A 13,873-nucleotide genomic window follows, 5' to 3' on the forward strand; every position below is an offset into this window, starting at 1 on the left:
CCATGGCCAGAACCCACGTGATCGAAGCGCTGCTGCGCCCACCGGTCGAGCTCTATACCAGCCTCACCAGCCTGACCTGCGCCTCCCTGTGCCTGTTCGCCCCCTGGTCGGTGGCCTTGACGCCCAGCATCGGCCTGGGCATGGCCGTGGCCTTTGTTCTGCTGGCCTATCAGCGCTTTCGCGAGGCCCTGGAAGTGCTGATCTACCAGCGCAATATCCGCCGCCTGCCACGTTATGCGATGAGCAGCCGCCAGGTGCCGGTCAGTTGCAGCACGCTGTTTGTCGGCAAGGGATTTCTCTGGGAGCAGAAACACACCCAGCGTCTGTACAGCAGCCAGCGCCCGGAAGTCGCACGCTACATCCATCCGGGAAACCTTTATCGCGCCGCACGCCATCTGGAACGCCATCTCGACCGCGAAGGCACGCGCTGGCTGCCCGAGGCCGTCGCCCGCACACTGCGCAATGCCCTGAGCCGGGACAGCGTGCTGAATCCCGTGCGTCCGCTGCCAGCGGTGGGCGGCTCGGCGATTCTTCACGGTCTGGAGCCCAACGAGGAAAACGTCGAGATCCCGCTGGGCGAACGGGTCGGCCACACGCTGGTCCAGGGCACCACCCGCGTCGGCAAAACCCGCCTGGCCGAGCTGTTCTTGACTCAGGATATCCGCCGTCGCCACTCAACCGAGCAGGGTTCGGAGCATGAGGTGGTGATTGTCTTCGACCCCAAGGGCGATGCCGACCTGCTGCTGCGCATGTACGCCGAAGCCCGCCGGGCCGGGCGGCTGGACAGCTTCTACCTGTTCCACCTGGGCTGGCCGCACATCTCAGCACGCTACAACGCCATCGGCCGCTTCGGGCGCATTTCGGAAGTTGCGTCGCGCATTGCCGGCCAACTGGCGGGGGAAGGCAGCAATGCCGCGTTCAAGGAGTTCGCCTGGCGTTTCGTCAATATCATTGCCCGGGCCCGCAATGAGCTGGGGCAGCGGCCGGACTACATGATGATTGCCCGCGACGTGATCAATATCGACGAGCTGTTCGTGGAATACGCCCGCAGTTTTTTCGCCCGCCAGGACCCGCGGGCCTGGGATCATATCGTTGCAATCGAGGGCGGGCTCAACGACAAGAACACCCCACGCGCCATGCAGGGTCGGGACAAACGCGTGGTGGCGATCGAGCAGTATCTGGCGCAGATGAAGATCCACGACCCGGTGATGGACGGCCTGCGCTCCGCTGTGCGCTATGACCGCACCTACTTCGACAAGATCGTCGCCTCTCTGCTGCCGTTGCTGGAGAAACTCACCTCGGGCAAGGTTGCGCAGCTGCTGACCCCGGACTACAGCGATCTGGAGGATCCGCGGCCGATCTTCGATTGGCAGCAGGTCATCCGCAAGCGCGGGATCGTCTACGTCGGCCTCGACGCCCTCAGCGATGCCGAAGTGGCTTCTGCCGTGGGCAATTCGATGTTTGCCGATCTGGTTTCGGTGGCCGGGCATATCTACAAGCACGGCATCGACGATGGCCTTCCTGGGGACCGGTGCGCCAAGGTCGCGATCAACCTGCACTGCGATGAATTCAACGAACTGATGGGCGAGGAATTCATCCCCTTGATCAACAAGGGTGGCGGCGCCGGTATGCAAGTCACGGCTTATACCCAGACCCTGAGCGACATCGAAGCCCGCCTGGGCAACCGGGCCAAGGCCGGGCAGGTGATCGGCAATTTCAACACCCTGATCATGCTGCGCGTGCGCGAGACCGCCACGGCCGAGCTGCTGACCCGGCAACTGCCCAAGGTCGAAGTGCACACCACCACCCTGGTGTCCGGGGCCACGGACTCCTCGGACCCTTCCAGCGCCACTGACTTCACGTCCAGCACCCAGGACCGGGTCAGCTCGGTCAGCGTGCCGATGATCGAACCGTCCGCCATTGTTCGTCTACCCAAGGGCCAGGCCTTTGCCCTGCTTGAAGGCGGCCAGTTGTGGAAAATCCGCATGCCCCTGCCAGCCGCCGACGCCGACGAGCTGGTGCCGGCAAGCCTGGCCCAGCTTGCCAGCTCCATGCGCCGTAACTACCGCACCAGCGAGCAGTGGTGGCATGGCACGGCGCTGCCCGAACAGCGCGACCCGCCCGATGCCCCGCAGGACGACCACTGATGGCCGATCACAGCAACGCTCAACCCAGTCGGGCCGTTGTGAAGGAGGATCCGCGCGGCCTCGCGGCGGTTTTCCACACGTTCAAAACTGCCCTGTTTGTACTGGCGGGCTCGCTGCTGCTGAGCCTGATCATTGAATGGATCGGCATCGCGCTGCTCTGGCCGGAACAGGGCTACCGCCACAGCCAGGACATGCTCGAGGCCGAACTGGGTTGGCTGTCTCGGGACTTCACCCGCAGCCTGCTGCACGCCGACCCCGTGCAGGCTGCGCAATATTTGATCGCCACGGCCTATGAACTGCTCTTCGTGAAGAGCGGCTTTATCGACTTTGTTCAGGCAGCCCGGACACCACCCGCCGATGCGCCACGCTGGCAGCGCTACAGCTTCCGGCTGTTTCGTACCCTGGAAAATTATCTGCTGGCGACGATCTACGTCACCCTGACCTTCCTGGTACGACTGGTCATTTTGTCCCTTACCCTGCCGTTGTTCGCCATGGCCGCCTTGACGGGCTTTGTCGACGGTTTGGTGCGCCGAGATCTGCGGCGCTTCGGCGCCGGCCGCGAGTCCGGCTTCGTCTACCACCATGCCAAGCGCGCCATCGGGCCGCTGTTCTTCTCGGCCTGGATCATCTACCTCTCGTTGCCGTTTTCCCTGCACCCCAACTGGATCCTGCTGCCCTGCGCCATGCTGCTGGGCCTGGCCATCTCGATTGCCGCCGGGTCTTTCAAGAAATACCTCTGATCATCCGCGAGGCCCCGTTATGCCGACCTTCGAACATACCGCCACCTTTATCCCTGTGGATTATCAATCGGTACACGAAGGCCGATGGCTCTTTAGACGCGAATCGCCCTTGCCGGTCAGGCCCGATATCGAAGCCTTTCTGCAGACTGCACACGCGCCCGGCATGCTGGCCGGCATGGGCCGCCAAGGCTGGGAACTGGTCAGCGTCCAAGTCCTGCTCAGAGGGGTACATAGCGGCCCGACGGGCAGCGAGGCGGGCGGGGGCTCAGTCGGCTATGCCCTGACGGCGGGGTTCTGTTGCTTCTGGCAACGCCCATGCAACACAGGTCGTTAGCTCGGCCTAACAGGGCACCGGGGCTGCTGCCTGCGTGAGGTTCTGGATCAGAGACGGGGGGCGAATCCCCATTCTCTATAGACGTCTCACCCCGCCAGCACATCCCTAAAAACATCTGGCCGCAACGCAGCGATATGCAACAGCGAGCGTGCGGCACCAGAGGGCGATCGACGGCCCTGTTCCCATTCCTGAAGCGTACGCACCGACACCCCTAGCAACTGGGCGAACTGCGGTTGAGACAACCCTGTCTTGCTACGAGCTTCGGCTGCTTCGGTGACTTCGACTGTGTGCACTTCGCCGTGGCGGCCAGCTTTGACATCGATGATGGCGGCCAGCAGTTCTTCGCCGAGGTTGCGTTTGGCATCACGAGCCAAGAGCTCTTTTTCAGTCATGGGCATGATTCATCTCCTTTGCGATTTTGCGCAGGATATACGGTGGTATGTTCTCGGTGACCCCTTTGCCGTAGATCAGCAGGGCAACCAACGCACCACTGGCATGTTGCGCGGTGCTGATCCGGCAGTTAAGCACGCTCGAAACCCCGTCGATCGCGCCGATCTACAGCGCGTTTCGGCGGGCATCGAGCATTACCTGAGCCCTTCCCGGGCCCTACCTCGGGACAGCAGGCTTCTGCACGGCCGGTACCGAATACGCAGGAGGTAGAGTTCTAGCTTTCGTCCTGCGCCAATGACCATCCGGCGACGTACAAAACATGCGACGGATCGTTCTGCTGCTGAGGGCTCGTGTGAGCATCCAATTTCACTTGGTCGCGTCTGGCTTTGGGCGAAGGTGGCAGGGTGCTTTCGATACCGAGGCCAATTTTTGGCGAAGCGTTCCAAGCCCTGATTGACTCGCTGGGTGTTGGCTTTGCTCTACGCAGATCCTTTGCCAGATGACGTTCTGATTTGCTCGAGCCTTCCTGACGCCTCAAACGGCGCCGCTCTTTCTTGGCAAGCCGCAGAGCCGGCTTTGGAGTGATTGGACCTGGCTTTGGTTTGGCCTTTTCTACAAATGCAATGACGCGGGCGGCTAATGTCGCAAACCCTTCCTGCCCCTGAAGAGCAACCATTGCCTTGTACAGCACACAGTATTGCTGCCACTCACCATAGTCGGTGAAATCTTGACGATCCTTGCCTACGGAATAGATGTATCCATAGAGGCTTTTGGGAAGCCTCGCAGACTCAATCTCACTGATTTTTTGAGCAAGAAACTCGCTGACCATTGATTTTTGCCTCCCTGCCCACCAGATGGCTTACGCCGATCCTACTTCTCGAAGTCTACGTGCAGCTTATCTAGGACATTGAAGATGCCCTCCCCAGCCCTATGAGGGATCTTTAACCGGGTGAACACCATCTTCCACTGGGATAGTGCGGCAAGGGTCTGTTCAATGTACTCCTCAGCGTTGAGGTATTTGTAATCGCTACAAATCTCCATGATCCTTTTCCTGGTCGGCTTGCCCGGGCTGCGGCCACCGAAGTCAGTAGTGTGCTCACCCATGGCATTTGAGAACGTCAAATCATATGCGGGAGCCAGAACCCAGGTTTCTTTCTCACCAGGTTTCACAGGTTCATGGCAGAGGAAGGCAAAGTTTTTGGCATGGTCATCGTGATTGTGCGAAAGAGCATTGAAGATCATCAACCTGGCCATCTTCTCCACCTCCTTAGAACTCTTCGTCATCATCCAGGTGAGCTTCAGCAGGTTGGGATAGTCGATGGACGAGAGGGTACGGTAGTTGGCATACATGAGCGCCGATACAGTCATCATGTGTATCTTCAGGTCGCCGTTTCGATCAAACCGCTTGGTCGCGAAGAAGTTCTCAACCGTCCTGTCAGGCATCGTCATGTTCAGGATTCTCGACTCGGCCATCGCCACACCAGCATCTCTGGCCATTTCAGCATAGGCAAACTCAATCCCCCCGGTTTCAGCGGGTTCGTGCAAAGCCCTGAACTTCACGATCCAGTGCGCATAGCCTTCTGGAAGAGGCCCAAAAGCCGACATGGCATTCTCTCCGCCGGCAGAAAGGGCAACAATTGCCTTTGGCCGAGCACCGCCTGGAGAACCGCCGGCAAGCCGCAGTTTGGTGAGCACAACCGGGGTTTCACCCTGCTGCACGTCAATGGAAGCTTCGTAGAGCTGACAGAGGCTCACAGGACCGATCAGCTCTGTTTTTTCTGCTTTTGGCTGGTACTCAAAGGCCCCCATGCCTCGGTCACCGATATAGGCCAATCGGTCAAGTGCAGTGACGATGCGGTGTGTGCCCTCCCCGAAGGTGCTGTTAAAGAACCGGTCCATCAGCAACATACCCCAGCCATCTGGCAAAGAGTCGGCGAACGGCCCATGGAGCCCGTCGAAGAGACTCGTATCTTTAGCCAACTGCGGCTTGTCATCCCACTTCATCGTCCACGGGGATAAGTTGAATCCGGTCGCGAGCCAACCAGGATCGTAGGTGAAATAGATCCCCTTGCCTTCGGCTCTAAAGAGCTCTCCAACCTTGATACCGCCTTTGAAGACGGTAAGAGCGTCAATGTGTTTGAGCTCTTTTGACATTACTTCATCCCTCGCTTGCGCTTGGCATTCTTCAATTCTTCGTATGAATTGGGTTGCTCAGGCTTGAAGAGCCTGGTCACGGATGACAATTCATCGAGCGCGGTGGCCATCAGAATCAACGCCTCTAAAGTCACAGTACCTGTCATCTCGAATCGTTTGATCGTCGACTCCGAAACCCCCGACCTCTCGGCAAGCGTCTTTCGGGACAGATTCTTCGAGAGGCGTAACGCTTTCGCATTTTTGCCGACCTCCCGAGCCACTTCAGCAGGTGAATAGAGCAGGTGCATGAATGACACGGCCTGGCCTCTCAGTATCTCGATAATGTCTATATATGACCAATTATAGCAAAAAATAGATCTATTAAGGTCACATATGACCATTATTAAGCATAGCCAACACCACGCAGATCCACATAAATGGTTGTATATGACCATTATTAGAGAGAAACAGGCCGCAAAAGGTCACTTATGACCCTTTAAACTCTTGCGGCGTATGTCCAGGACAGGCAAACAAGCCGGCACCTACGACTTTAAGGCGCCGGTAATCCCCTCAGGCCCCTGAAAAAATCGAAGCCTAACTCTCCCCGCGCCCAGAATGATTTGCCTGTTCCGAGTGATTGAAACATGAACAAGTCTGTACCCCTCATTCACGTCCCGGGTACCGCTGCATGTCTTCGCCCTTCGGCCTATGGCCCGTCGCCGTCGTATTAGCCCTGCCCAGCTTCGGTGCCGCTGCCGCTGCCGCTGCCGCTGCCGCTGCCGAGTCTTCTCGGGAAGCGCACGAATTAAGCCTGGTGATCCGGCAGTTGGGCACGCTCGAAACCCTCGTCGATCGGGCCGAACGCCAGGCCCGCATCGTCGCCGATCAGGACGACACCCGCTTTGCCTTTGACTACGAGCGCCTGCGCGCCGATCTGCAGCGCGTCTCAGTGGGCATCGAGCATTACCTGAGCCCTTCCCGGGCCCAGCCTCGGGACAGCAGGCTTCTGCACGGTCAGTACCGCAATGAACGGAATGCCCCGTGAACGCCGAGCTCCAGACGGCCTTTCAGGCCGGCGCCGGTTACCCGGCCACCGACCTCGCGCTCACCGTGATGCTGCTGATCTGCACCCTCACGCTGCTGTGGAACAGTTGGGTCCTGCTCAACACGTACAAGGGCTGGGCCAATCGCACGCTGTCCGCCGAGGCATTCGCCAAAGGTGCCCTGCGGCTCGCTCTGGTGAGCGGCATCGTTGTTTTTCTCGCCACTACCTGATGGGGATTCACATGCGTTTTTCATCGAACCGCCTCACGTTGCTTTCACTGCTGATCAGCGCTCCCGGACTGCTGCCGTCACGAGCGAGCGCCGCACTGCCCAAGCCCGAAGCACCCAGCCGGGGGGAAAGCGGTGGGCTGCTCAAGATCTTTCAAAATTATGGCTATGACGCGGCGGTACTCGGCGGCCTTGGGATCGCCACCCTCGCCTTTATCGTGGTGTCGGTGGTGTGCATCGGCAAGTTCCAGGAGGTCAGCACCAAGAAGGCCAACTGGTCGGAGTTTTTTACCTTTATGGCCGTCGGGGCGGTGATCCTGGTCGTGGTGATCTGGCTGGTCAACGAAGCCTCGAAGATCCTCTGATGAGCACCATCGACTTCCTCCCCGAGCGACTGAACCAGGCACCCGTGGTCTTCCGTGGGCTGACCACCTTCGAGATGTTCCTCGCCCTGGGCGCCGGGGCCACCGGCGGGCTGATGCTGGGCATCCCCGTCGCCATTGCCGTCGGCGCGTGGGCCGTGGCACCCAGCGGACTGCTGATCGGCGCCATGGGCCTGCTGCTGATTTCGGGCAGGATCATGGCCCGCTACAAGCGCGGACGCTCGCAGACCTGGCTCTATCGCAGGGTGCAAATGCAGGTTTCGCGCTCGACCTTCGCCCCGCTGTTCTCGATAACCGGCCTGTCGAATCCTGCGCTGATTCTGCGGGCCGGGCATTGGTCCATCCGCAGGACCTAACCCGATGAGCCAATACAAACGCGAGGTCGACCGTCTCAGAGACCATATCCGCACGCTGCGCCTGGGTGCCGGCGGGCTGGTCATCATTGCCCTGGCCAACGCCTGGGGCTGGAGCCAGGCGCCCCGGCAACTGACGGTGCACAACCCGCCGGACCTGCGTTCGGGCAGCACCCGGCTGTGGTGGGAAATCGATCCCGGCACCGTCTATGCCTTCGGTTTCTATGTGTTCCAGCAGCTCAACCGCTGGCCGAAAGACGGCGAAGCGGATTACCCGCGCAATATCGCGCTGCTCGACGCCTACCTGACGCCATCCTGCAAACGCTACCTGACCCACGACTTCAATGAGCGCAAGGCCGCCAATGAACTCAAGGGCCGCGAGCGGGCCGTGTACGAAATCCCCGGGCGCAGCCTGGATACCCGACGAATTCATATCAACAGCCGCGATGACTGGACCGTCGATCTCGACCTGGTCACCGACGAGTTCTACCTCGGTGAAAAAGTGAAAAGCAGCATGGTTCGCTACCCCGTGCACATCGTTCGCTATGACGTCGACCCGGAGCGCAATGCCTTCGGCCTGCAACTCAACTGTTATGCACAGACCCCGCAGCGCCTCGAATGGCAGGCTGGCGACAAGGAGCAGCCATGAAACGATGGACCCTGCTCGGCATTGCGCTGCTGAGCCCCTGCGTCGCCGCCGTGGAAATCCTGCAGTGGCAACGTATACCGCTGCCGGTGCAACTGGCGGTCGAGCAGGAACGCATTGTGTTTGTCGATCGCACCCTGCGGGTGGGAATGCCCCCGGACCTGCACGGCAAATTGCGGGTGCAGAGCATCGCCGGGGCGATCTACCTCAAGGCCAGTGCAGCCATCGAATCCGCGCGTATTCAACTGCAGGACGTCCACAACGGCGAGATCCTGTTGCTGGATATCGCCGCCACCACCCGGGGCGACGCGCTGGAACCACTGCGCATCATCAGTACCGCCCAGCGTGGGGAGCCGCGGACACCTGCGGAAAATGCAACGACGCCCATCGCCGGCACGCCGGTTCCGGTGCTGCTGACCCGCCATGCGGCGCAGATGCTGTACGCACCACTGCGCGCCATCGAACCGCTGCCCGGCGTCCGGCCGGCGCCACTGCGGGCCGAGGGTGAACTGACCCGTCTGCTCCCCGACCTGGAGATCAAAGCCCATGCCGTAGGCGCTTGGGCACTGGCGGATTGGACCGTAACCGCCGTGCACCTGCGCAACCCCGGGGCGCAACGCATCATGCTGGACCCGCGCCGCTTGCAGGGCGACTTCCATGGCGCGACCTTCCAGCATGACTATCTGGGCGCCGCCGGCAGCCCGGAAGACACCACCATCGTCTACCTCGTCACCCAGGGTCGTAGCCTGGAGGCCGCTCTGTGGCCTGCTCCCCAGGACAGCGCCCATGACCAGTAATCCGCTGCTGAGGATCATGCTGATCGGCGTGCTGGTGGCCGTCGTCCTCTGGCTGTTCTGGCCGGGGTCCCGGGCATCGAACGACGCCCCGCCAGCCGCCCTGCCCCTGGACTCTCGCTTGACCCGCGAGGAACTGGCAGCCCTGGGCATCGAAGGCGATACCCCGCGCGACACCGTGGCCACCCTGGTCGGCCAGGTCAAACAGATGCGTCGGGATATGGAGCAACTCAGCCAGCAGAACCAGGCGCTCGCCGAAACCAATCGCCACCTGAACGGCCAGGCCGAGACCATTGACCACAAAATCCGCAGCGCAATCAGCGAGAGCCGTCAGGAGAACGATCAGGAAACCTCGCTGTTCGGCGACATGATGAACGAGCTGAAAAACGAACTCCAAACCCTGCAGAATCGACAAGGCACGCAGAACGAAATCCCGATCGGGACAGGCTTCGAAGACAACGGCCTCCCCAGATCCGCAATCACCCCCCTCAGCGACGAACTCATCTGGCAGGAGCCGCTGGACCAGCCGCCGCTCAAGGACGGCAATAGCCTGTTGCCAAGCAGCACGCCCGCCTCGGCGTTCAGCAGTCTTAGCCAGGCCCTCGGTGACCTGGAGCGCGACAACCCCATTGCCCACGCGCAGCACGACCTGCGGGCCAATCTCAAGGGCGAGCGCGACCTGGAACAGGCCCGCCCGGTCTACACCATCCCGGAAAATGCGACGCTGATCGGCTCGGTCGCCATGACCGCAATGATCGGCCGGATTCCGATCGCCGGGGCGGTCTCCGATCCCTATCCCTTCAAGGTGCTAGTCGGCCGCGACAACCTGACGGCCAACGGTATCGAGTTACCCGATGTCGCCTCGGCCGTGATGTCCGGCACCGCCACTGGCGACTGGACGCTGTCGTGCATCAGTGCCGAGATCAACAGCATCACCTTCGTCTTCAACGATGGCCGCGTGCGCACGATCCCCCCACCCCAACGCAGCGCCGATACCGACAACGCCCGCCGCGCGAAACTCGGCTGGCTGTCAGACCCCTATGGCATTCCCTGCATTGCCGGCGAGCGCAAAAGCAATGCCCACAGTTTCATCACCACCCAGATCCTCATGGGCGCGGCAGCGGCGGCCGGCGAAGCCGCAGCGGCCCAGCAAACCACAGTGACCGCCGACACCCAGGGCTCCAGCAGCACCGTCACCGGCAATCTGGGCCGCTACATCGCCGGTAAGGCTGGAGCCGGCGGCCTCAATGACATTCGCAAATGGGCGATGGAGCGCTACGGGCAGATGTTCGACGCCATCTATGTGCCGCCCGGCCAGCCGGTGGCCATCCACATGACCCGCGAAATCGCCATCGACTACGAACCCAACGGACGCAAGGTGAACGATGAAAGCGCTCAATCCGCTCGGCTGGATCTTGATTAGCACCGCCCTGATCACCGCTTGCTCGACTGATAAAGATCGCCTGCTGCCCCATGGCGACCAAAGCATGCTCGATCTGTGGCGCAACAATGGCAGCGGCACGCAGCGCGAATGGCTGGACGCCCGCGCATCCCTGCGGCGGCCGCTGGATAGCCACAGCCGGTCAGCGTCTTTCGAGCAAAACCGCGCCTACAGCCGCACCGCCGCCAATGAAATCCACAACCTGTTTCCACGCCTACCCAACCCTGACCTGGTGATGTACGTCTTTCCCCATCTGGCCGGCACCGAACCCGTCCCGGTGCCCGGCTACTCGACCGTCTTCCCCTTCTATTCGCAGACCCACTACGCCATGCCCGGCGAACGGACGGACGATTACTGATGCTGGAAAAACTGTTCGCCCGGCTCAAGCCCGCCGCGGCCGAAGCCCACCGACTCTTCGCGGCCCCGGGAGAACCTTCGCGCCCGCTGCAACAGCGTGATGTCGAGCGCATGCACACGCCCCTGCCCAGCTTCGCCGCCCTGCTGCCCTGGGTCGAGTTCCTGGACAAGGAGCAGGCCATTTTGCTCAGCGACGCCATCTCGGTGGGGGCCGCCTTCGACGTAACGGCCGTCGCCACCGAGGGCCGCAGCCAGGCCTGGCTGGAACGCCTGCGCGACAGCATCGAAGACGCCCTGCAGGACTCCTTCGAGGAGAAGGCATCAAGCCCCTGGATCGTGCAGTTCTACTGCCAGGACAGCGACGACCTGAGCGAGTATCAGGAACATCTGGAGCACTCCATTGCCCCCGACATCCGCCAGACCGACTACACACACTACTTCCTGCAACAGACCCGTCGGCACCTGCAATCCATCGCGCGCGAAGGCGGCCTGTTCCAGGATGAAACCATCACCCGCACGGCATGGCGCGGCTCGATTCGCCGGGTCCGCCTGATCGTCTATCGCTGGATACCGCGCACCGAGCGGGTCAGCCTGTATGACCCATCGCCGCTGGAGGCGCTCAATACCGCCTGCAGCCGGCTCACGGCCGCGCTGTCCAGCGTCGACGTGCGCCTCGAGCGCATGAACCAGCGCGCCTTCAAGCGCTGGCTGACCGCCTGGTTCAATCCGGCGCCGGCCATGACCCAGGGCGACTCAAGAGCCCTGGCCGCTCTGCTGGACAACGACCCACCGGATGCACCGGATGCGCTGCCGCTCGCGCACGGGGACCTGGCAGAATCACTGCTCTTCACCACGCCCCGCTCGGAACCGGCAAGCGGCTGGTACTTCGACGGACAGCCGCACCGGATCGTGACCGTCGAGAAACTGCGCAAGGCGCCCCTCGCCGGGCACCTCACCGGCGAGATCGAGCGGGGCGACGCGATCAACGCCCTGTTCGACCTGATGCCAGAAGGCTCGATCCTCGCCGTCACGCTGCTGGTCATCCCCCAGGACACTCTGGAAGAACACCTGGCCCGCCTCTCCAGAAAGTCGATCGGCGACAACATCGACTCCCTGCGCACCACCCAGGACTGCCGACAGGCCGCAAACTATCTGGGCGAACGCCACAAACTGTACAAGGGCAATATCAGCCTGTTTATCCGCGACGCTAGCGACGAAGGGCTGCGCGGCAAATACCGTAGCCTCTGCTCGGCCCTACTTGGCGCGGGCCTGGAGCCGGTCAGGGAGGAAGATGAAGTCGGCCCCTGCAGCAGCTACGTGCGCTGGCTGCCCATGGCCTTCAACCCTCTGGACGACCGCTTCGACTGGTACACCCGTTTTATGTTCGTCCAACACCTGGCCTCGCTGGTCCCGCTCTATGGACGCTCGCGCGGCACGGGCACGCCCGGGCTGACGTTTTTCAACCGAGGCGGCGAGCCCCTGTGCTTCGCCCCGACCGACCGGCGCGATCGCCAGGCCAACGGCCATCTGCTGGTCCTCGGGCCAACCGGCGCCGGTAAATCCGCCACGCTGGTCAAACTGATGTCCGAAGTGATGGCCACCGTCCGACCGCGACTGTTCGTGATCGAGGCCGGCAACTCATTCGGTCTTCTGGCCGATGATTTCGCCCGCCATGGCATCACGGTCAACCGGCTCTCGATCAAACCCGACGGGCTGCGCCAGGCCAGTGGCGTACGCCTCAGCCTCAACCCGTTTTCCGAGGCCTGGAAGCTGCTCGAGCAAGACAATCTGCTTCTGGACAACGACCCACTGCTGCCCGACGACGAAGAGGACAGCAGCGATGACGACGACAGCCAACGCGATCTGCTCGGCGAAATGGAGATTGCCGCGCGGCTGATGATCACCGGCGGCGAATCCCGGGAAATAGCCCTGATCTCGCGCGCGGACCGCAGCATGATCCGCGAAGCGATCCTGCTCGCCGCGCGGCACACCCACGCGGCTCGCCAACAGACCCTGCCCGAACACGTCAGGGATGCACTGATCGAGATCTCCCGGCAAAGCGAACGCCCCGCCCGACGCCGCGACCGGAGCGCCGAAATGGCCGAAGCGCTGGAACTGTTCTGCCAGGGCTTCGAGGGCGAACTGTTCAACACCCCCACCGCGCCCTGGCCGGATGCGGACGTTACCCTGATCGACCTGGCCACCTTCGCCCGCGAAGGCTACGAAGGCCAAATGGCGATCACCTACATCGCCCTGCTCAACCGCGCCAACAACATCGCCGAACGCGAGCAACACTCCGGCCGCCAGGGGATCGTGCTCACCGACGAAGGCCATATCATCACCACCAACCCGCTGGTGGCGCCCTATGCGGTCAAGATCACCAAAATGTGGCGCAAGCTCGGCTTCTGGTACTGGATCGCCACCCAGAACATGCAGGACTTCCCCGACGTGGCGAAAAAGCTGCTGAACATGATCGAGTGGTGGCTGTGCCTGACCATGCCGCCGGATGAAGTAGAAGAAATCGCCCGCTTCAAACGCCTGACCGACGCCCAGAAAAAACTGCTGCTCTGCGCCGGCAAGGAACCGGGGAAATACACCGAAGGCGTGGTGCTGGCCAAGAAACTCGAAGCACTGTTTCGCGTGGTGCCCCCAAGCATCTATCTGGCGCTGGGCATGACCGAAAAAGATGAAAAGGCCGAGCGCCGGGCCTTGATGGAAGAACATGGGATAACGGAGCTGGAGGCGGCTTGCCGGGTGGCGCAGAGGATTGATCGGTTGCGCGGGATTGATGCGGATGATCGAAAGTGAAGTGCCCTGTCGCGTCGATTATTCGCCCTTCATCTGGTTTGTAGCCTTCAAGCTACAAATAGTGACTAGAACACC

Annotated in this window: 16 protein-coding genes; 12 read left to right on the forward strand and 4 right to left on the reverse strand. The window is 61.6% G+C overall.

The window, feature by feature from the left end:
* The first annotated feature begins 2 nt into the window (after positions 1-2).
* Both traD and NPS46_RS09395 read left to right on the forward strand, forming a co-directional pair.
* Positions 3-2,147: a type IV conjugative transfer system coupling protein TraD gene (gene traD, locus NPS46_RS09390; protein WP_274106450.1), complete on the forward strand. Its 2,145-nt coding sequence runs from the start codon at positions 3-5 to the stop codon at positions 2,145-2,147.
* Positions 2,147-2,887, forward strand: a complete 741-nt coding sequence (locus NPS46_RS09395; RefSeq protein ID WP_274106451.1) for a TIGR03747 family integrating conjugative element membrane protein — start codon at positions 2,147-2,149, stop codon at positions 2,885-2,887. The genes traD and NPS46_RS09395 overlap by 1 nt, the downstream gene beginning before the upstream one ends.
* A gap of 420 nt (positions 2,888-3,307) precedes the next feature.
* Here NPS46_RS09395 and NPS46_RS09400 read toward each other — a convergent pair whose 3' ends face one another.
* A complete protein-coding gene (locus tag NPS46_RS09400) occupies positions 3,308-3,619 on the reverse strand; it encodes a helix-turn-helix domain-containing protein (RefSeq protein WP_274106452.1) in 312 nt (103 codons plus the stop codon).
* 97 nt (positions 3,620-3,716) lie between these two features.
* Between NPS46_RS09400 and NPS46_RS09405 the strand changes: the two genes are divergently transcribed.
* Positions 3,717-3,881, forward strand: coding sequence for an RAQPRD family integrative conjugative element protein (locus tag NPS46_RS09405; protein ID WP_274107108.1), 165 nt, complete (start codon positions 3,717-3,719; stop codon positions 3,879-3,881).
* A 4-nt stretch (positions 3,882-3,885) separates the two neighbouring features.
* Here NPS46_RS09405 and NPS46_RS09410 read toward each other — a convergent pair whose 3' ends face one another.
* The 3 genes from NPS46_RS09410 to NPS46_RS09420 are packed head-to-tail and all read right to left on the reverse strand — an operon-like array spanning position 3,886 to position 6,061.
* Positions 3,886-4,440, reverse strand: coding sequence for a hypothetical protein (locus NPS46_RS09410; RefSeq protein WP_274106453.1), 555 nt, complete (start codon positions 4,438-4,440; stop codon positions 3,886-3,888).
* Positions 4,441-4,481: 41 nt separating this feature from the next.
* Positions 4,482-5,765, reverse strand: a complete 1,284-nt coding sequence (locus tag NPS46_RS09415) for a type II toxin-antitoxin system HipA family toxin (protein WP_274106454.1) — start codon at positions 5,763-5,765, stop codon at positions 4,482-4,484.
* A complete protein-coding gene (locus NPS46_RS09420) occupies positions 5,765-6,061 on the reverse strand; it encodes a helix-turn-helix domain-containing protein (protein ID WP_274106455.1) in 297 nt (98 codons plus the stop codon). Before NPS46_RS09420 ends, NPS46_RS09415 begins: the two co-directional genes overlap by 1 nt.
* Before the next feature lie 371 nt (positions 6,062-6,432).
* Between NPS46_RS09420 and NPS46_RS09425 the strand changes: the two genes are divergently transcribed.
* From NPS46_RS09425 to NPS46_RS09465, 9 genes are read left to right on the forward strand one after another with little or no spacing between them, the layout of a single operon-like run.
* Positions 6,433-6,789: an RAQPRD family integrative conjugative element protein gene (locus NPS46_RS09425; RefSeq protein WP_274106456.1), complete on the forward strand. Its 357-nt coding sequence runs from the start codon at positions 6,433-6,435 to the stop codon at positions 6,787-6,789.
* On the forward strand, positions 6,786-7,019 hold the full coding sequence (locus tag NPS46_RS09430) for a TIGR03758 family integrating conjugative element protein (protein WP_274106457.1): 234 nt from the start codon (positions 6,786-6,788) through the stop codon (positions 7,017-7,019). The genes NPS46_RS09425 and NPS46_RS09430 overlap by 4 nt, the downstream gene beginning before the upstream one ends.
* 11 nt (positions 7,020-7,030) lie before the next feature.
* Positions 7,031-7,381, forward strand: coding sequence for a TIGR03745 family integrating conjugative element membrane protein (locus NPS46_RS09435; RefSeq protein ID WP_274106458.1), 351 nt, complete (start codon positions 7,031-7,033; stop codon positions 7,379-7,381).
* Positions 7,381-7,755: a TIGR03750 family conjugal transfer protein gene (locus tag NPS46_RS09440; protein WP_274106460.1), complete on the forward strand. Its 375-nt coding sequence runs from the start codon at positions 7,381-7,383 to the stop codon at positions 7,753-7,755. Before NPS46_RS09435 ends, NPS46_RS09440 begins: the two co-directional genes overlap by 1 nt.
* 4 nt (positions 7,756-7,759) lie before the next feature.
* Positions 7,760-8,401, forward strand: a complete 642-nt coding sequence (locus tag NPS46_RS09445; RefSeq protein ID WP_274106462.1) for a PFL_4703 family integrating conjugative element protein — start codon at positions 7,760-7,762, stop codon at positions 8,399-8,401.
* Positions 8,398-9,195 carry a TIGR03749 family integrating conjugative element protein gene (locus NPS46_RS09450; RefSeq protein WP_274106465.1) on the forward strand — a complete coding sequence of 266 codons (798 nt, stop codon included), beginning with the start codon at positions 8,398-8,400 and terminating at the stop codon, positions 9,193-9,195. The genes NPS46_RS09445 and NPS46_RS09450 overlap by 4 nt, the downstream gene beginning before the upstream one ends.
* On the forward strand, positions 9,185-10,615 hold the full coding sequence (locus tag NPS46_RS09455; protein WP_274106467.1) for a TIGR03752 family integrating conjugative element protein: 1,431 nt from the start codon (positions 9,185-9,187) through the stop codon (positions 10,613-10,615). Before NPS46_RS09450 ends, NPS46_RS09455 begins: the two co-directional genes overlap by 11 nt.
* Entirely contained in the window at positions 10,578-10,991 is a 414-nt protein-coding gene (locus tag NPS46_RS09460) for a TIGR03751 family conjugal transfer lipoprotein (RefSeq protein WP_274106469.1), read from the forward strand. The genes NPS46_RS09455 and NPS46_RS09460 overlap by 38 nt, the downstream gene beginning before the upstream one ends.
* Positions 10,991-13,798, forward strand: a complete 2,808-nt coding sequence (locus NPS46_RS09465; protein WP_274106471.1) for a conjugative transfer ATPase — start codon at positions 10,991-10,993, stop codon at positions 13,796-13,798. Before NPS46_RS09460 ends, NPS46_RS09465 begins: the two co-directional genes overlap by 1 nt.
* The last annotated feature ends 75 nt before the right edge of the window (positions 13,799-13,873 follow it).

The sequence above is a fragment of the Pseudomonas putida genome (assembly GCF_028682395.1).
In the GTDB taxonomy this organism is placed as follows: Bacteria; Pseudomonadota; Gammaproteobacteria; order Pseudomonadales; family Pseudomonadaceae; genus Aquipseudomonas; species Aquipseudomonas putida_AB.